Here is a 19,425-nt window from a genome sequence, read left to right as displayed (position 1 = left end):
TATCCAAATTTGGTAGCGATAATATTATAATCATGAGGCGACTTAGTAAACAACCATTCTTCTTACTTTACGATAAAAAAACAGCCCTCACGGCTGCTGTTATCTTGAGCTTTGTTTTAGCTTTGGTGATGTTTGGCTCCTCGGTCTATATCACGCACTTATATAATGCGTTAGATATTAATAAGGAAGAGCTCTTCTCGATCGATTCGCTATTGATATTATTTCTGAATACTTTGATGATCTATTTCCTCTTTCGTTTTCAGCTATGGGTCATCACTCGTTATTCTAACAACCGCCCTGTCATGTGGCTGATTTTAGTGGGGTTATTCATTGTTGTGGGGATTGGAAGTAATATTATATCTCACTTTCAGGATTGGAGTTTTACAGATCAGACCATTAATAAACTTTATTCCACGCTCAACTATGTCAAGGATATGACTATCTTGGTCATCACCTTTCTCTTTACAGTACTAATCTATGTGATAAATCAGAGTCAAGAAACAGTGACGACGAACCAAACCTTAGCCATTGAGAATCTTAAAAATAAATATACTGCTCTGAAGAATCAGACAGATCCCCACTTCTTATTTAATTCCCTCAACACCCTCAACGGCCTGATAGGCTATGATGATGAGCGAGCACATGAATATGTGGAGCAACTCTCGTCTGTTTTTCGATTTACGATGAAGGACCGCTCCGTCATTAGAGTGTCAGAGGAGTTGGAATTTGTCGCTTCCTATCTCTACCTTATGCAGATACGGTATGATGATGGGTTGGATATAGACATTCAAGATTTGGACAAGTATCATGATTATTATATCCTGCCCTTTGGGTTGCAAATATTGATAGAGAATGCGATCAAGCATAATGTGATTAGCCATAAGTCTCCGCTTACCATCACTGTCCGTGTTGTTGACGATCGTGCGATACGGGTGGAGAATAACCTACAGCCTAGACAAGTGAGATCGAAGGGTACAGGAGTGGGGCTATCCAACCTATATGAGTTATATCAGTTGATGTTTGGGCGAGAGATAGCTATTATCTCCACAGATAAATTTTTCGCTGTAGAGATTCCTTTGATAAAGCATTTGGAGAATACAAAGCTAATTAATGTATAAAGAAATGAATTGGCCGATATAGACTGGTTAAGAAATAGAACGGAAGGAGATATAGTATGAATGCAGTAATTGTAGAGGATGAATTTATAGCTGCCCAAGGTTTGGAGCGATTGATCGTTAGCGTGAACCCCGAGATAAAGGTTATTGAGGTTCTGCAGACCGTTGAAGAGTGCGTGGAGTGGTTTCGTACTCATGAAGCTCCTGATATGGTCTTTATGGACATTCATCTCGCTGATGGAGACTCCTTCACTATCTTTCAGCAGGTCGAGATTACGGCCCCCATTATCTTCACGACCGCCTATGATGAGTATGCCCTGAAGGCGTTTGAAGTCAATAGTATTGACTATCTACTTAAGCCTATCACTCGTAAAAGTCTGGAACGAGCTTTGGATAAGATGAAGCGACTAACTCATGAGCAAAGCAAGAGTAACAAAGAGATGGTTGAGGAGTTGGTGCACACCATTCGTTCGTCCAATGAGCCTTATAAACGGCATTTTTTGATTCCCTATAAAGATCGCTTGATTCCAGTCTCTACCGATGACATCGCCTATATTTTTTCCGAGGAAAAGATGGCAAAGGTTGTTTGCTTCAATCAACAATCGTATTTGATTGATGAGTCCTTAGATGAGATGCTCCGACAGCTCTCTGCAGAGCAATTTTTCCGAGCCAATCGCCAGTATATCATTTCACATAAAGCCATTGTTGATATTGCTATGTGGTTCAATGGCAAGTTGGTCGTGAATCTATCTGTCCCAGCTCCAGAGCGAATTATTGTGAGCCGAGCACGCTCAACCCAGTTCAAGGAGTGGTACGTTAGTAATACCGATTAGGTTACATTCGAGTAGATTCCCAAAAGTGTGACATATTGCTTGCGATTCCGAGATCCCAGCTGATTTTGGCACGTCTATCTTTCTTTCGATACTTCCTCTCTCTCCTAGTGAATATCACACGAAATGCCATCCTCACAGAAGAGCTGTGAGGTCGAACCCTCGGTGAGATATAGGGGCAAAGGCTGAGGGCGTCGGCCTCAGGCAAGTAAACAATCATATCCAAATTCCGTAAGAGCCCCATTCGATTGCCTTCATGTCACAATCTCCTAATCGTTTGGCAGCATCATAGCCCCCTTTTTTCGGTAGTCTATTATGACAGTTCAAGTCGTATTTTATAAGCTTCGGAGAAAATAGCGGATACATATTAAATATTAAAGGCTAATTTTGTCGCTGTTTAGGATTATCAAACTATTTATCAAATGTGATGAAGACAATAAGTTTAGCAACGAATCGCTGGGTACACAGATCTATGCTTTCCATTCTTTTGCTTTTGACCTCTCTGACTTCAGCTATGGCACAGCAGATACTTACTCTGGAGGAGTGCCGTAAGTTAGCTTTGGAGCAGAATAAGCAAGTGCGTATGGCTGACGATGATGTGGCAATGGCACAGCTGAAGAAGAAAGAGATGGAGACTAAATATCTCCCCCGAATCAGTTTCAATGGAGGTTATCTAAGGACACAGAAGAACTTTTCGCTTTTTGAGAAAGACCAATTTCTTCCGATTGTCCCCTATAATACGATTGACCCTAAGACTGGTAACTTTAACCCTCAGGCACTAGCAGATCCTGCTACAGCTATGAATACTTTGGTCATCAACCCCAAGACTGGCCAGCCGATGTTGGATTCCTCGGGCAATCCTATCTTTAAGAACTATGCCATGCTACCTGCTGATAAACTGAATCTAGGGGAGCAAAATAAGTTCTATGCTGGCTTTTCTCTACAGCAACCCATATTTATGGGCCTAAAGATTGTTGAGGGCAATAAGATGGCTAGTGTCGCCGCTAATATTGCTCAAGAGAAGGTCCTTCTCACCAAAGCTGAAGTCCTCGTCCAGACGGATCAAGCCTATTGGCGAGCTGTATCTCTTCAGGAGAAAGTGAAGCTAGCAAAATCATATGAGGGTCTCTTAGATCAATTGGTTACTGACCTTTCCAATATGTATGCGGAAGGGATCATTACTAATAATGACGTCCTCAAAGCACAGGTTAAGCAAAATGAAGCCAAGCTCAAAGTGCTTAAGGCTGAAAATGGGCTAGCCCTCTCTAAGATGGCACTAGCTCAGATTATTGGCATGGTGGATGAAGAGATCGAGTTGTATGATAGCCGAATTGACCAGCAGGAGTTTGCCCCTTCTGCACTAGCCTCTGCCGAGTTGGTTGCAGATAACAGGTTAGAACTCTCAATGCTGAAAGAAAAGCTATTGATCATGGAGTCTAAGGAAAATATAGAACGTTCTAAGTTCATGCCAAATATTTTCCTGACAGCAGGCTACGGATGGATGAATCCTAATCCATACAATAGCTTAAAGAAAGAGTTTGGTGGCGATTGGCATGTAGGTGTGGTTGTCTCTATTCCTCTCGTTACTTGGGGTGAGAGATCACATAGCTTACACTCCGCCCAAATCGAAAAGACTAAGACTCAGCGTGAACTAGATCAAGCTCGTGAAATGATACAGCTACAGGTTCGCCAAAATCAATATAAATATACTGAATCTATTAAGAAAGTGGAGCTTACCAAGCTCTCTAAGTCCCAAGCAGAGGAGAACATGAGGGTGACTAAGGAGCAACTTAGAGAGGGACGTGTACGTCTGACAGACCTCTTAGAGGCTCAGGTCCAATGGGAATCTGCTGCTTCCGAGTACATCGATGCACTGATAGAGCACAAGGTAACCCTTTCGGAATTGGAAAAGGCTACTGGTGAGATTTACAAGTATATCCATGAATAAAAAGAACACACCAATCTCTGGTGCTCTTTACTATTCTCCAAATCATTGAAGTTTAAAAAATAATATAGATTATCGTTGATTATGAAGATCAATAAAACAATTCTCTACTCAGTTTGTCTGCTGACTATTATCGCAACTGGCTGTAGTAAAAAGAAACAATCAGATCACACTGAGGATGACAGTAATAAGATTGTCAAGGTGACTGTGGCACAAGCCATTGAGAAGCAATACACTCCAACAGCGGACTTCTCCGGTACCGTGGAACCTAATAGAGAAGCCAATCTAGGCTCTTCTATTCCTGGACGAATTGAGAAAATCAATTACTCTAAAGGTAGTTATGTCCCTGAGGGTGCCATTATTGCTGAACTCTCCGACGAAATGTTGGTACAGGCTGAGATCGAACTTAATGCCATCCTTAAGGACTATGAACGAATGTCAAGACTTAAGGAGAAGAATAGTATCAGCATCATGGACTATGATCATATCAAGGCAAAGTATGATGCTAGTAAGAGTAAGGTGGATATGATTAAGAAAAACACCTCTATACGGGCTCCTTTTTCAGGTGTCCTTGTCGATATAATGGTAGAGGAGGGCGAGAATTACTCCTTCGTCCCATCTGTTAGTTCGGATATGAAGGTTAAGAGTGGTATTGTGACACTAATGCAATTGAATCCCCTGAAAGTCAAGGTGGAAGTGAATGAGAGAGAAAGCGATGCCATTCGTAAGGGGCAGTCAGTAGATCTTTCTTTTGATGCTTATCCTGATGAAAAGGTTACTGGAAAAGTGAGTTTCATCTCTCCAATACTCTCTGCAGCTACTAGGAGTACAGAGGTAGAGATCACTATTCCTAATAATCAGAATAAACTAAAACCAGGTATGTTCTGCCGAACATCAATCATATTACCAGAGACCCAAGGGGTCTTTGTCCCTATTAATGCTATCCATAGAGCACAAGGTACAGGCGATGACTTTGTTTATATCCTCAATAGTGATAGTACCGTGAGACGCGTACAAGTGACTCGTCGAGAGATCGTAGATGGACTCGTACACATCCCTGAATTAAATAAGGATGATGTGGTCGTCATCGACGGCAAAAATAAGTTGGATAATGGTTCTACCGTCGAGGTGGTCCGTGACTGAAGGTGAAATAATTCGTCATAAGAACCTACGAAGAACGAAGCGTCATCGGAGTCCTTCTATTCGAGTGATCCTCTGAGTAGACTTCCAGTAAAGTCTTAACTTAAAAAGAAATATAAAAATGAAATTACCTGAAATAGGCGTAAAGAGACCTGTAGCTACCACTATGCTATTTTTGGCTATCATGTTGCTTGGAATCGTCTCCATGAAGATGCTTCCCCTGGATATGATGCCAGATATGGAGATCCCCTCAGTAACAGTTCTTACTGTTTACCCAGGAGCTTCGGCTAATGAGGTGGAGGAACAGGTGACTAAGCCACTAGAGACCGTCCTTTCGGGAGCCGAAAGGCTTACGGAGATTAAGTCTACCTCTAAGGAAAATGTCTCTGTCATTCAATTGAACTACAACTGGGGAGGCGACGCCACCTCCGCAGCCAATAATGCTAGAGACCTTATAGAGCTAGCCAAGTCTGCCTTGCCAGCTGAGGCAATGCAGCCGATTATATATAAGATCAACTCTTCTATGATGCCAATCCTGGCCTATGCTGTTAATGCCAATGAAAATTACAATGGTATCAGTCAGATTATAGAGGACGATATCGCAGCCACCTTACGCAAAGTTGATGGGGTCGGTACTGTCGTGTATATGGGACAGCCTGAACGTGAGATTAGAGTCAGCGTTGATCCACAGAAACTTTCAGCCTATAAGCTCTCTGTCGAGCAGATCACAATGATGCTGAAAGGGAGCAATATTAGTGTTCCTGCTGGTAATATCAATATGGGGGTCTATGACTTCCCTGTTCGTATGCCTGGACAATTTGAGTCGGTTAGTGAGATTGGGAATACCGTACTTAAGTCCTTTAATGGACATATTGTAAGGCTGAAGGATGTGGCTAACGTAGAGGATTCCTTTAAGGATAAAGAAGCCTTTGCGAGAAACCATAAAGGACAGGGTGTCGCTCTGATGGTGCAAAAGCAATCAGGGAGCAACACAGTAGAGGTAGTTAATGCCGTACGTGCTAAGATAGAAGAGATTCAGAAAACACTTCCTGCTGATGTGAAAATCAGTGAAGTCCTTAGCTCTGATGAGGTGGTCGTTAATTCTGTTAATAACCTGACTTCATCTATCTTGTATGCCTTGGTATTTGTGACCTTGGTTGTATTGATGTTCTTAAGAGAGTGGAAGTCTAGTTTGATTGTTTTCTTAACGATGCCGGTTTCACTGATCAGTGCCTTCATCGCTATGTATGCATTCGGCTACACTATTAATACCTTCTCTTTGATGTCTTTAGTCATCGCTATTGGTATGGTGGTGGATAATGCCATCGTGGTACTTGAGAATATTACCCAGCATATTGAGAGAGGATCAAAGCCTAAGCAAGCGGCTATCTTTGGTACCTCAGAGATGGGTATGGCTATTTTAGCCTCTACTGCGACTACATTGGTGGTCTTCCTACCTATGTTGTTTATGGGCGGTATTGTAGGGATTATGTTTAAGCAATTGGCAATACTGACTACCATCTGTATGGTCATGTCACTATTCACCGCTTTGACCCTCACTCCGATGCTTTCTTCTAGATTACTTAAGGAAGCTCCACGTACAGGTGAAAAAATACATCGCTCTAAGTTTTACATCGCCAGTGAGAAGATGTTTAATAAGCTGGAAAATGGCTATAAGTCACTTCTTGGATGGGTGGTCTTCCACAAGAGTCTTACTATCCTGATAGCATTATTTATCTTTGTCTTTACTATGTTCATCGGCAGGAATGTCGGTACCGACTACATTCCTGACATTGATGCTAGTACTGTGGCGGTTGTCTTCGAGACCGAAGTTGGGACTAGTGCGGTGGAGACCGATAGTATTAGTCAAAAGATCCTAGAGATTATGCGTGATGAGATCCCCGAGATCAATAATGATGCCGCCGTCTCTATTACAGGACAGACCGAAGAGGGAGCTCTGACTACTGTCGGGTTCTCTGAGGGTAAAAATGTCGGTACTATCCTCTGTCACCTTGTGCCACCAGGAGAGAGAGAAAGAACTACTGCGGAGATAGCAGAAGCTATAAGAAGTAAGGTAGAAGCTATTCCACAGATAGAGAAGATGAAAGTAACAGGATCAAGTGTTCTAGCATCTGCTATTACTGGTAATAAGAGGCCGATAGAGCTGGTCATCTCTGGTACAGACTTCAATAAGATGAATGCCGTGGCCCGTGATTTAGAGTCCAAGTTCCTACAGATTCCTGAGTTTAGCGACATAGCCACAACCATTGACCCTGGTAAACTTGAGTTACAAGTCGTGGTGGACAAAGAGAAAGCCTCACAACTAGCCTTAAATAACGCTCTCATAGGGATGCAATTAAGACAGAGCCTTTACGGTTCAGAATCTGGTAACTTTACTGAAAATGGAGAAGACTATAAAATAGTCGTTCGCTATGCCCCTGAGTATCGAGATGAAATCTCCAAGCTCAAGGAAATTCAGCTTACTAATCTACTTGGGCAGCAAGTCCCACTATCAGCCGTTGCAGATATTGTAGAGGATCTAGGACCTCTTCAAATCCAGCACATGTCTCAGCAGAGGTATGTTAAGGTTACCGCAGGGCTTAATAATATCTCCCTAGGAGACGCTACGGCTCTTGCTGAGGAGGTGATAGCTGATGCCAGCTTCCCCGAAGGAGTTAATGTAGAGATTGGTGGACAGGTAGATGATCAGAGTACCTCTTTCAAGTCTCTGTATCTCATCTTCTTCCTTGGTATTGCCCTCGTCTATATGGTGATGGCTGCCCAGTTTGAGTCCTTTAAGGATCCATTCATCATTCTCTTTGCGATACCATTTACCCTCGTTGGTGTGATATGGGCATTCTATATCACAGGTATTACACTGAGTGTCACTACCTTTATTGGCTTGATTATGCTTCTAGGTATTGTGGTAAATAATGGTATCGTCCTTGTGGACTACATCAATATGCTTCGCAAGAGGGGTTATCAGTTGCGAGATGCCGTGATGGAAGCCGGACGTTCACGTCTGAGACCAGTATTAATGACTTCGCTTACTACAATTCTTGGGATGCTTCCTATGGCTTTGAGTACCGGTATGGGACATGAGATGAATTCACCTCTTGCTGTCACCATTATTGGAGGTTTGTTGATTTCAACATTAGTGACCTTACTCCTAGTGCCTGCTATTTATACTGCGATCTATCATCGCACATTGGCACGGGATCGTAGATCTTTCCGATTGAAGTCAAGGAGAGAAGGGAACCAGACCAATGCATAACCTATAAATGAATAGGAGAGGAGCAGAGAAAAGAATATCAATGAGAAGCGATGTTACGCGTCAGATCTTTACCGTTGAATTTTCCCATGGTCACGTCTTGATGCTTTGAATGAATCTCTGCTCCTCTTTTAATTCAAAATATAAAACGCATAATACACGTAATTTTCAAAAGTAAATGAATATGAAGTTTATATACATCACATGTAATGTCAGTATGTTGGAGTCGGTTACCTCTCTAATCGATGAGATAGAGATGAGCGACTATCAGGTGATAGAGCAGGTGACAGCTAAGAGTAGCTACTCTTCCCCACGTCTCAATACTGCGATATGGCCGGGCTATAACTCCTCCGTTATGATTCAGGAGACGGATGAGCAGAAAGTATCGGCTCTCATAGAGCAAATTAATGAGATGAATGAGAATGCCTATAATGACTCGGAGTTGGTAGCTCTCTACACATGGGATATCAGTGCCTGTGCAACTATAGGGAATGTGTAATACAACTATTCCGATAGATGTGAAATAATTAATTCAATTTCTCGAAAGTTCTTTTTTTTTATTGAATTACCCCACTGATTTGCTGTGATGCAGATCAGTGGGGTTAATGTTTTTTGTAGAGAAATATATCACCCAGAGAGATTCACGTTGCCCAACTATTCACAGGTAACGTGAGTTCGATCTAATCCTAATTGATAACCGATCTTGATTGCGTCAGCTCTAAGAATAATAGTGTATTTCAATTATCAGTTAAAACGAAAGTGAAGTTGCTGTCTTGTATCTTTTATAGAATCTTCATTAGAAAGTACTGGGAGAATATATAGAAGGTGGACTTTTAATTTTAATGGATATTATGCTCCCATTTTTGTGCTTTCAGGATTCATATTATTTTCTATTTTGTGAGAGATGTGTTTTTTGCTAATCGTATAAGAACTCAGGCAACTAGTTTATATCTCTTCTGCAAATAACTATATATTTGTACTGCGTTGATATAAAGCTATAAAGGACTTTTCTAAGACTATAAGAGTGACCGCTTTTTTGATGTTTAAAGTGAGACAATATTTAGTTATATGAAACAGAAATGCTTCCTATAGCAAAAAAATATTTTTCCTATGAGTAGAAGAATGTTTTCCTTAAAGAATGAGACCTAAATAGCCCACGCGAGTTATCGCGGTGTAAATAACTACCTAATCTCAGAGTTACTTAAGTATAACTTTTAATGCTCAGAAAATCATCCTTAAACCTTTAAGTCATAGGTTTAAAGTCCCTTAGTACGGTTGCTCACAATCTAACTTACGTTAAAATAAGGGAAATGAAGCTGGCATTACACCCTATCATTGAATGGCTGACTTTAATGGTACAAAACAATCAGGTAACACAGATGTTTATTTTATAGAACCTGTACTGACTATTGGGAACAGTTTTTTTTATGCAATTATGAAAGACGGGGTCCAAAAGTTTTTGCGATAATGTGGATCCTACTTCTATAAACCGACAATTGAAAAAAACAGTTGTTACAAAATCGCATAATACCGATGAGCTTATATGTAGTATGCTTAAGGCATTCCTCGGTTATAGTAAATGGTCTTGAATAAGAGTAGCTGGGCTTTCTTTTGTAGAGGTGGGGAGGATCTTCAAGAAGTTAAACAATAAATAATAAAACAATATGGATGTAATTAAAGTATTAAGTGAGAGATATTCCTCAAAGGATTTTGATCCTAATAAAAAAATATCAGAAGAAGATTTTGCTAAGGTAAAGGAGATTTTGAGGATGAGTCCTTCAAGTACGAATTTGCAACCTTGGCATTTCGTGATTGCGAGTACAGAAGAGGGTAAAAAACGTATGGCTAAAGGAACAGAAGGTTTTTTCCATTTCAATGCTGAGAAGGTTTTGAATGCTTCGCACGTAGTATTATTTTGCTCTAAAACAATCGTTGATGAGGATTATTTGCAACATATATCAGATGCTGAAGAGAGTGATGGTAGATACCCTAGTGAGGAAATCAAACAAAAAGTAAATGGTGGAAGGCATATCTTTACCGATATTCATAAGTACGACTTAAAGGACTTACAGCACTGGATGGAAAAGCAAATTTATTTGAATCTTGGTAATTTCCTCTTAAGCGTTGCTACTCTTGGAATTGATGCGTGTCCAATGGAAGGACTTGATATGAAGGCCCTTGATGAAGAATTTGGTTTGCGTGAAAAAGGATTTACTGCAATCGCAGCAGTCTCTATTGGCTATAGAGCTGAAAGTGATTTTAACGCTCCAGATAAAACACCAAAATCAAGACTTTCGGAACAAGAGATTATGACAATTATATGATGTCAATAATGGGAAAAGAACATCTAATTACTATATAGATAATAGTAATTGATATTGCATAAAATAATGTGAAACGATGTAAGGACTCATTATAGGGGCTTGTAGTGTTTTGTACCACTCTCGAACTATGGATATTTTCGTCCAATGGTATGAGCATGATACCCTGGTAAGTGAGGTGGAACTGTTGGTTCTTCTAACTTCTCTATATCAGTTTATATCCTTTATGAAAGTGAGAACTGCCCCATTATGTGTTTGTTAAGTCTTTCAAAACATCTTGGGGTGCATTGATGAGTAGGATAATAATGGTATATTTGTACTTGAAAATTTGTTGTCCAATAGATATTTCATGACATTTATTCGGAGTTTTAAGAAAAATAGAAACAATATGAAGATTAGATCCTTTTTTGCCTCAGTCATGCTAGTGATGATTAGCGTGTTGGTGGCTTCAGCTCAAAAAGTAGGTGTGCAAAACTCTCACTGTGAAGTAGGATTGCTTTATCAGATTAGTTATCAACCCAATTGGGGTGATTCGCATGCCATTGTGGTGGAGGTAGTGCCTGGTTCTCCAGCTGAAAAAGCAGGGGTTAGAGTGGGTGATGTACTGAAGACCATTAATGGTCAGAGCACACAGAAGATGTCGGAAGAGCAAATCAATCGTGCCCTTCTTAATTCTTCCGAAGGTCAGGTGGACTTAGAATTGGCCAACTTTGGTGACGCTGTTAGAAAGGTGACTCTTAGGAAAGAGTGCTATCCTGTAGGAGCTCTTTCTGAAGCAGACCTCGCTCAAGCCTTCAGTATGTATAGCTTAGAGGATGTGACAGCAAGGCGTTTCAATATGCCATTTGCTTACACTGTGCCTGAGCAACGTGACTTTATACAATATAAGAGCTTCTCATTTGTCAACAATACTCGTGTGGGTGAGGAGGCTGAGCAGATCAAGCAAACACTTCAGAAGAAAGGCTTGAAATACGTAGAAAAGGGTGGCGACTTATTAGTATCTGTTCGTCATTCACTAGAGGCCAATCCAGAGTATAGAGAAGGTAGTAGTACAGGTAGGGAAGAGAATTTCAGGAACTATAGGATGAATACTTATACTGGGGAAATTCAGGATTTTCCTTTCTTGAGTCTTAATGCTCCAGCGTTTTTCGGTGCCTATAGGCTAACCTTAGAGGTAGAGATCTTTGATGGTAAAGATAATGTGAAGCTTTGGAGTGGTAGAGCTACTGAGCGTATAAATGCTTCTTATAGCACAGCTAATTATGCGAAAGCCTTTGGGCCTTTGTTGATGGCTAACTTCCCTTACCTACAGTATATCATGAATCCTATCTATTTGATTCATAGGGAGAGTTACAGATATTTGGGTATTCACTATGATAGCAATGACCTACAGTTGGTCGTTTGGGTGGATAAGGGCAGCCCAGCGGATAAGGTAGGTATTCGTCCTGGTGATCGCATTACTAGTATTAATGGCTTGCCATTAGATTCATCTGTGGAGAAGATGAGTAAGGCTTATAAGGAATTCTTGAATGACACTTGGGATCTAAGAGATGAGAGTACGATCTATCCTAATTCTGATGGATTCAAGCAGAATATGTATTGGGATGTCTCGAAGTACCTCAAGGTGGCTGAGAAGATCCAAGATTCTAAATACCTGAGTGCTTTTGCTTATCTATTTAGTCATCGCACCTATATTAATTCGCCTATCATTAAGGATATTGTACTTGAGATGAGTGATGGCTCTGCTATATTGGTTACTCCTCAATTGCGAAATAGAGATTATATTACATTATACTAACTCGTGAAGTTATATAAAGATATTTTAGGAAAGTTCATCGTAGCTATCATTCTTATGCATATAGGAGTGGTGGCTATGATGGCTCAAAGGCCTTCCATTCGTCAGGTCTTTGAAGATGCTCCCTCTGAGGTCATTCCAGCGTTAGGTGATTTGGAACGTAGTCAAGTCTTTGCGGTCTATGAGGCAAAGCTGAAAGGTGAGGCTGATATAGAGACTAGTAAGAATATGTTGGGGGCTGAAGTTACCCTACTTCGGTTGACTGATGACTATCTCCAGATGACCCTAGATCCTTCAACGGAACTCCAGATGAAACTCTTGCCCTATAAGGGTTCTAAGGGCTATCTGATTTCTATGGTAGCAACTAGTCTGTTAGAGCCTAAGCAGTCGGTAATAGTTTTTTATGATAAGGATTGGAACCGCTTGGAGACGAGTGATTTTATCCAGAGTCCTGACCCCGCAGATTACTTTATTAGTCCAGATGATTCGAATAGAAGAGAGATCAAGGATGCCCTTGTAGAAAGAGGTCGGTGGTCATATCAGATTGTCCTAGATGCAGATGGAGTTGGGCTGTCCTTCAGGATGACGACATTTGATGAAGCGTTAGCTCGTGAATTACATCCTGATGTGATGCCACTACTTAAAAAAGAGGGCGTGAGATACGAGTGGAGTAAAAGATCAAAGAGCTATATAAAGAAGTAAGTAGTGTGGTGCAACGAGATGATATGACAGAGGATAAGAAAAGACAAAGAAAGGCACTCGTGATCGTTGGGAGTGTCCTTCTGTTGCTTATTGTAGCAGTAGGAGTCTTTACTATTATCCAGCAAAGGAGAGAGATAGCCAGTGTTCGAGAACTGACTCAGTTGGAGAAAGAGATGCTCCAAGATGAGTACAATGAGTTGGCATTACAGTACGAGGGATATCGCTTTGAGATTAGTAATGACTCATTAGCTCAGAAGTTGGCGACTGAGCAAGCCAAGGTGCAGCGTTTGATGGAGGAGCTTAAGACGGTTAAGAACACCAATGCGACTCGGATAGCTGAACTCAAAAGAGAGCTGGAGACCCTACGTAAGGTTATGAGGAGCTATGTGGTACAGATTGACTCTTTGAATGCCGCAAATCAGGCGTTGAGATCGGAGAATCAAGAGGTGAAGCGTCAGATCTCTGCGGTGACTTCGGAGCGTCAGCAGCTGAAAGCTGAACGGGAACGTCTGGTAGAACAGGTGACCCTGGCTGCAAAACTTTCGGTGTCCAGTTTTAGTGCACAGGGGCTTAACTCAAGAGGGAAGAGTACGAGTCGCTTACAGCGAATGAAGCAATTACAATTTTCTTTCAATATTGATAGTAATGTGACTGCAGAGCCTGGTTATAAAGATATATACATGAGGATTACGACTCCAGATGGATTACTCTTAGAGCAGGCTGGTGTGAGCGGTACTTTCGACTTTGAGGGAGCAAAAGTGCCTTATTCTGTATCACGTCAAGTGGAGTATGGAGGTGAGTTGCTGCCTATGGTGATGTATTGGGATATCCAGGAGTATCTGACCGAAGGGAACTATCAAGCCGAATTTTTTGCTGAGGGTTATCTGATAGGGAGGTTTTCATTCACGTTATAATCAAGAAAGAACGTTTTGGTACAGTTCAACGAACATGATAAGAAGGAGTATCCTCCGATGCATACGGTAGAGCATATCATCAATGGTGCGATGGTGCGACTCTTTGGGACAGGTAGGAGTGTGAGTGCTCATGTGGAGCGTAAGAAATCCCGAATGGATTTTATTATGGATACGACGCCTACAGAAGCAGATGCTCAGGCTCTAGAGGAGGAGGTTAATAGAGTGTTGTTGGAGGATCTACCCGTTACATTTTTGGTCACAGATCAGGCTAATGCTGTTCAATATGGTGTGGATCTCAGCCGTATCCCAGAGGACGCTTCGGAAGCGGTCCGACTGGCTATGGTTGGTGACTATGATGTCTGTCTGTGTATCGGTGACCATGTAGAGCATACTCAGCAGTGTGGGCGATTTATACTCTATTCCCATGCTTATGATGAGGGGAAGAAAAGGTGGCGATTGCGATTTAAGCTAGAGGGAGAGGATCCCATTTACGCCAATGAATAAGAATTTATTAATAAAGAAATAGAGGGATGGAATTAAAGGCTCGTTTTGATCACTTTAACTTTAACGTCTTAGACTTGGATAGAAGTTTAGCCTTCTACGAAAAGGCTCTAGGATTAAAAGAAGTTCGTAGAAAAGAAGCTGAGGATGGCTCCTTTATCTTGGTTTATCTAGGAGATGGACACACTGGCTTTACGCTGGAGCTAACATGGCTTAGGGACCGAAGAGAACCCTATAATTTGGGGGATTTGGAATATCATCTATGTCTGAGGGTAGATGGCGACTATGATCAATGGCGTGAATACCATCGTGAGATGAATTGTATCTGTTATGAAAATCATGACATGGGGCTCTATTTTATTAGTGATCCTGATGGTTATTGGATAGAAATTTTGCCTTTGGTCTGAAGAGGAGTATAAATGGCGAAAAGAACTGTTTCGGCTGAGAAGCAACGGCTTCAACGGAAGAAGAGGTTGATAAAATGTGTCGATTATCTTCAACGGAAGGGGTATATTCACACTTATGATGATATAAGTGAAGCTACGGGCTTGAAAACAGTAACGATACGTGGGGCTCTTAGTTTAGCATCTCCATACTTATCAAAGAATTTTCTTAGACAGTTCTTAAGAGTATACGGCGATATCTTCAATGCAGATTGGCTAATGGAGGGAAAGCAGAAGATGCTTAGAACACATGCTAAGCCCTCCTTCCCGGAGCTTTCCCATAGATGGGAACGTATCGCTTATCTGATGGAGGAGGAGAAGATGGATGTCCAGACTTTTGCCAAAGCTATCGGGATGAATGCGGGCAGTACGATATACCGTATTTTAAGAGATAAGGCTCATCCTATGGATCAGACCATGAGTCGTATTCATCAGGCTTTCCCAAAATATAGTCGAGAGTGGCTACTGTATGGGCAGGGTGACATCTTAGATGCTGACTATCTTAGAAGACAAGAGGAGGAGCTTAGGGAGGGGAATGCTGAAGCCTATGAAGTATTGAGTACTAGGGTATTCCCCATAATCCCAGATCCTGCTGCCGCTGGCTCATTGACTGGTTTTGGAGATGAAGATCCGGAAGGGTTTGAGACCATGACGCTACCTGTGGATAGAGAGTATAAGGGCAATTATTATATCTTTACGGTTCGAGGAGCATCCATGGATGATGGCTCTGTGCATGCGATAGTAGATGGCGATAAATTACTGTGTCGGCAGATCCAGCGAAGTTATTGGAATGAAGGGCTTCATGTCCGTACTTGGCCTTATTATGTCTTTGTGACACGAGAGGAGGGAATCATTGTCAAGACGATTGCTTCACAGAATTTAGAAGAGGAAACTATTGTTTGCCGCTCACTCAATCCTGATTATCCTGATATTACATTACATCTAAAAGATATCATAGGGATCTTCAATGTTGTGCAGTTAGTGAGTAGGAGTATGAAGAGCTAGAGTTTTGCTCGGTTTTTGCTGAGTAGGGCTGATACATTTGAAATAATTTCTTTAGAGTCTAACTGCCTAATTTATATCTCATAATATCACCTGTCGATCATACTTAGTACACCTATTTGCAAAGATGCAATAAAAGCAACACGATCTTTCAAGGTCTGTTATTGTATTCAGACCCTGTTCCACCTACTTCAATGGCGTCTTGTCTGGAAAAGATTTAGTAAATTTGTGAACCATGCGAGGTATCGGCCTATTTTTATAGCTGTTATTCCCTGTGGTATGGCCCAGTAGCTCAGTTGAATAGAGCGTCAGATTCCGGTTCTGAAGGTCGGGGGTTTGATCCCCTCCTGGGTCACCATTATAGAATGTTAAGTGAGATGGCATTATTTCATGTCTAATGGCTTGGAAAAATGACAAAAAATCATTTACTTTGTATGAGATAATAAATAAGAAAACTTACAATATATAGTTATATGAAGGCTTTAAGTAACTTGGGAGTGATTCTCCTCTTAATCGGTGCAGGCTATCTAATTTATTTAGGTGTTGCTGGTACAGGACAGTCTAATACTGGATTGATCATAGGTTTAGCATTAGTTGTCGTGGGGTATATCCTGCATATATTTTTAGATAAGAAGGCTAATTCTCTTCCTGAGAATTCTAAATAAGCGACTCTTGCCCTAAGGGGTAAATCTAGTTGTAAAAAAATTATCACTTACCTGATGATAACTTCGAGGCTGGAGTCTCAGGTTGTCATTGGGTTGGTTTGTATATAGGTTATGCAAGAATGAAAGTAGGGGAAAAGAGCGTATTTTTTACGGAGCAACCATTGGTTATTTATGGTGCTACTGGCATGTTGGGGAGTGAGCTAGCTTTCTATGCAGCTTTGAATAACTTCAGTAGGCGTTTTGTACTACACGGGAGTGATGAGTCCCGCCTTCAGGGGCTGAAAGACGAGTTAGAGGAGTCTTATTTTGACGAGATAGATGTGAGGATAACCACTTCAGTGGACGATGCTCTATCGGAGGGTGGCTATGTGTTTTTCTCTAGAAGTACGAGAGCTAAGCTTCAGAGCCGTGAGTCTATGTTGTTAGGCAATGCCCCATTAGCGAAAGAGCTGGGTGAGGCTATCAATAGCTGTCCTTCTTCTGTTCGAAGAGTTGTCTGCGTGAGCAATCCTTCTGATTTGATGGGTTTGCTGATTTTGGTTCATAGTGGTTTGGATCCCGAACAGGTGATGTCTCTTTCTGCGTTGGATACTACGAGATTTCGTCGTAGTCTGTCGAGGAAGCTAGATATTCCTATGAATGAGCTGGGTAGTGCATTGACACTAGGTAGTCATGACATGAAGATGGCCCCCATGATCGGGCTGGCCAAGCATAATGGAAGACCTATCTCAGAGATGTTGAACATTGAGGAACAAAAGGAGATTCTTGATGAAGTCATGTATGCTGGAACTACGATCTATAAGCATAGAGGACATACTGCGTATCAGAGTCCTGCGGTCTTGAGTTTGAGGATGTTGATGGCTGATGATAAGACCCCATTTATTCTCCCAACCTCAAGGTATCATCATTCGGATAGATACCCTTATGTGTTTGGAGCCTTGCCAACGTTGATAGATGATGAAGGGTGTAGGCATGTGGAATTGCGTTGTCGTGAAGCAGATATAGAGAGATTAGATACTGCGTTTGCCTCAATAGCGGACATGCGAGATAAGCTTATTGAAGAAAAATTCTTGCCTTCATGTGATATGTGGGCAGATAAATTACAGCAGAAGGAGAATCTGGTGTTTGTTGAAGACTAATTAGGAGGATCACTAATGCGAATGATATATAATTATTTCCAAGTCAAGGAGTTGGAAAATAAAATTTTGCAAGAGCAGAATCTCTCTGAAAGTGAGTTGAGAGCTCAGAAGAGTAATGCTTTTTGCATGCAATTCAAAAAGGATTTCTTCGGGAAGCAGAAAGTAGTACTCTTTGCAGGCCCTAATGAGAATGGTGCCTTGGGGCTACGAATTGCGACTACCCTTGCTAGCCTTGGTCATGAAATCATGGTTGTCTTGCTTAATCCTACTGGAGTACTCCCTGAGCTTGTGATTAATGAGAGGGATAACTTCAAGGAGAGTTATGAGGATTATTTGATGGAGGTTACGAGTCAATTTTCTCCACCTCCTATCAACGAGGAAGATATTTTGATTGACGCTATCTGTGGGGTGGAGCAGCAGACACCTCTGACAGGATCTACTCCTAATGTCATAATGTATCTCAATAGTTTGCAGGCTACGAAGATCTCCATTGATATCCCGAGTGGTTTATTAGAGGGTGATAATAAAGATAATGACACCTCTAAAATATTCAAAGCCAATCTGACTTATACCTATTACAGTCCGAAGCTCTCTTTTCTCTTCAGAGAAAACCATTCAATCGTTGGGTCGTGGAGTGTTATGAACTTAGGTATCAACCTGCCCAGTGATGTTGTTGAGAGTGATTTTAAGCTTTTTGATACCTTTGAGATGGAGCATGCTTTTCCACGAAGAGGAACTTTTACTCATAAGTATGATTATGGTAAGGTCTTACTGATTGGAGGAAGTAGAGGGATGATAGGAGCTCCAATCTTAGCTGGTAAGGCGGCTATGACTTCTGGTGTCGGTCATCTGACCCTTCACTTGCCCAAGGGTTATGAAACGGTTGCACATGTAGCACTGCCAGAGGCCTTGGTCTCAATAGACTTCTCTTCCGATAGCTTTTCGGCAGATAGCTTGAAGATCGAGGATTATGATACGATCGCTGTCGGTCCCGGATTAGGTCAGTCCACAGAGAGTCGATTTGCTTTAGAGTACTTGATGCAGAATTATCGCCGACCTATGATCTTGGATGCGGATGCGTTGAATATCATTGCTAATGCTGATGAAGATCTATTAGCGTTAGTTCCAGAGGGATCTATTCTTACGCCCCATGAGGGCGAGTTTGATCGCTTGTTTGGGGCCTCTCAAAACTCATATAGCCGGCTGATGAAAGCTATTGATGTAGCAAAGACTCACAAGTTGAATATTTTGCTGAAGGGGGCATATTCAGCGACATGTAGTGCCGATGGAATGGTTTATTTTAATACCTCAGGTAATCCAGGTTTGGCGACAGCAGGTTCGGGAGATGTGTTGGCGGGTATTATCCTAGCTCTTTTTGGTAAGGGACATACGGCCGTCCAATCCTGTTGCATAGCTGCTTATATACATGGTTTTGCTGCTGACTTATATGCTTCTGCCTTTTGTCAGGAGAGTCTCACAGCATCCAAGCTGATAGATCAGCTGCCCATAGCATTCAAGCGCTTTAAGAACGATAGGGAGCAACGGTCCATGTATTAAATTGGATTATGACATGTTAAATCATGGGAAGTCAAATAGAGTCATCAGAGATTTAAGTATCTTTGTTCGTTATTAATAATACCTA

General features: G+C 41.5%; 17 protein-coding genes and 1 tRNA gene. 17 read left to right on the top strand and 1 reads right to left on the bottom strand.

The features are described 5' to 3' along the window. Window positions 1–32 precede the first annotated feature (32 nt). A complete protein-coding gene (locus QYZ87_02815) occupies window positions 33–1,118 on the top strand; it encodes a histidine kinase (GenBank protein MDN4753461.1) in 1,086 nt (361 codons plus the stop codon). 56 nt (window positions 1,119–1,174) lie between these two features. Then, a complete protein-coding gene (locus QYZ87_02810; protein MDN4753460.1) occupies window positions 1,175–1,948 on the top strand; it encodes a LytTR family DNA-binding domain-containing protein in 774 nt (257 codons plus the stop codon). A 1-nt stretch (window position 1,949) separates the two neighbouring features. Here QYZ87_02810 and QYZ87_02805 read toward each other — a convergent pair whose 3' ends face one another. Beyond that, window positions 1,950–2,165 (bottom strand): hypothetical protein, encoded by a 216-nt coding sequence (locus QYZ87_02805; GenBank protein ID MDN4753459.1) that lies wholly within the window; start codon window positions 2,163–2,165, stop codon window positions 1,950–1,952. 207 nt (window positions 2,166–2,372) lie between these two features. Between QYZ87_02805 and QYZ87_02800 the strand changes: the two genes are divergently transcribed. The 15 genes from QYZ87_02800 (at window position 2,373) to QYZ87_02730 (ending at window position 19,340) form a co-directional block, all read left to right on the top strand. Continuing rightward, on the top strand, window positions 2,373–3,893 hold the full coding sequence (locus tag QYZ87_02800; GenBank protein ID MDN4753458.1) for a TolC family protein: 1,521 nt from the start codon (window positions 2,373–2,375) through the stop codon (window positions 3,891–3,893). A gap of 81 nt (window positions 3,894–3,974) precedes the next feature. Then, entirely contained in the window at window positions 3,975–5,033 is a 1,059-nt protein-coding gene (locus QYZ87_02795) for an efflux RND transporter periplasmic adaptor subunit (GenBank protein ID MDN4753457.1), read from the top strand. 118 nt (window positions 5,034–5,151) lie between these two features. After that, on the top strand, window positions 5,152–8,304 hold the full coding sequence (locus QYZ87_02790) for an efflux RND transporter permease subunit (protein ID MDN4753456.1): 3,153 nt from the start codon (window positions 5,152–5,154) through the stop codon (window positions 8,302–8,304). Between the two features lie 181 nt (window positions 8,305–8,485). Further along, window positions 8,486–8,800 (top strand): hypothetical protein, encoded by a 315-nt coding sequence (locus QYZ87_02785; protein MDN4753455.1) that lies wholly within the window; start codon window positions 8,486–8,488, stop codon window positions 8,798–8,800. Window positions 8,801–9,965: 1,165 nt separating this feature from the next. After that, window positions 9,966–10,625, top strand: coding sequence for an oxygen-insensitive NAD(P)H nitroreductase (nfsB, locus tag QYZ87_02780; protein ID MDN4753454.1), 660 nt, complete (start codon window positions 9,966–9,968; stop codon window positions 10,623–10,625). Window positions 10,626–11,010: 385 nt separating this feature from the next. Further along, entirely contained in the window at window positions 11,011–12,420 is a 1,410-nt protein-coding gene (locus QYZ87_02775; protein MDN4753453.1) for a PDZ domain-containing protein, read from the top strand. Between the two features lie 3 nt (window positions 12,421–12,423). After that, entirely contained in the window at window positions 12,424–13,119 is a 696-nt protein-coding gene (locus QYZ87_02770; protein MDN4753452.1) for a DUF3256 family protein, read from the top strand. Between the two features lie 23 nt (window positions 13,120–13,142). After that, window positions 13,143–14,033 (top strand): hypothetical protein, encoded by an 891-nt coding sequence (locus QYZ87_02765; protein ID MDN4753451.1) that lies wholly within the window; start codon window positions 13,143–13,145, stop codon window positions 14,031–14,033. 57 nt (window positions 14,034–14,090) lie between these two features. Further along, window positions 14,091–14,537, top strand: coding sequence for a hypothetical protein (locus QYZ87_02760; GenBank protein MDN4753450.1), 447 nt, complete (start codon window positions 14,091–14,093; stop codon window positions 14,535–14,537). A 26-nt stretch (window positions 14,538–14,563) separates the two neighbouring features. Then, window positions 14,564–14,941 (top strand): VOC family protein, encoded by a 378-nt coding sequence (locus QYZ87_02755; protein MDN4753449.1) that lies wholly within the window; start codon window positions 14,564–14,566, stop codon window positions 14,939–14,941. 12 nt (window positions 14,942–14,953) lie between these two features. Next, entirely contained in the window at window positions 14,954–15,982 is a 1,029-nt protein-coding gene (locus QYZ87_02750) for a S24 family peptidase (protein ID MDN4753448.1), read from the top strand. Between the two features lie 278 nt (window positions 15,983–16,260). After that, a tRNA-Arg gene (locus tag QYZ87_02745) sits at window positions 16,261–16,337 on the top strand. A gap of 115 nt (window positions 16,338–16,452) precedes the next feature. Then, complete coding sequence (locus tag QYZ87_02740; GenBank protein ID MDN4753447.1) at window positions 16,453–16,644, top strand: hypothetical protein; 192 nt, start codon at window positions 16,453–16,455, stop codon at window positions 16,642–16,644. 119 nt (window positions 16,645–16,763) lie between these two features. Then, window positions 16,764–17,783, top strand: a complete 1,020-nt coding sequence (locus tag QYZ87_02735) for a hypothetical protein (protein ID MDN4753446.1) — start codon at window positions 16,764–16,766, stop codon at window positions 17,781–17,783. Window positions 17,784–17,804: 21 nt separating this feature from the next. Beyond that, complete coding sequence (locus tag QYZ87_02730) at window positions 17,805–19,340, top strand: NAD(P)H-hydrate dehydratase (protein ID MDN4753445.1); 1,536 nt, start codon at window positions 17,805–17,807, stop codon at window positions 19,338–19,340. Window positions 19,341–19,425 lie beyond the last annotated feature (85 nt).

Source organism: Porphyromonadaceae bacterium W3.11 (genome assembly GCA_030434245.1).
Classification (GTDB): Bacteria; Bacteroidota; Bacteroidia; order Bacteroidales; family Porphyromonadaceae; genus Porphyromonas_A.
The sequence above is the reverse complement of the archived record's forward strand: the minus strand, read 5'-3'. Positions and strand labels throughout refer to the sequence as shown.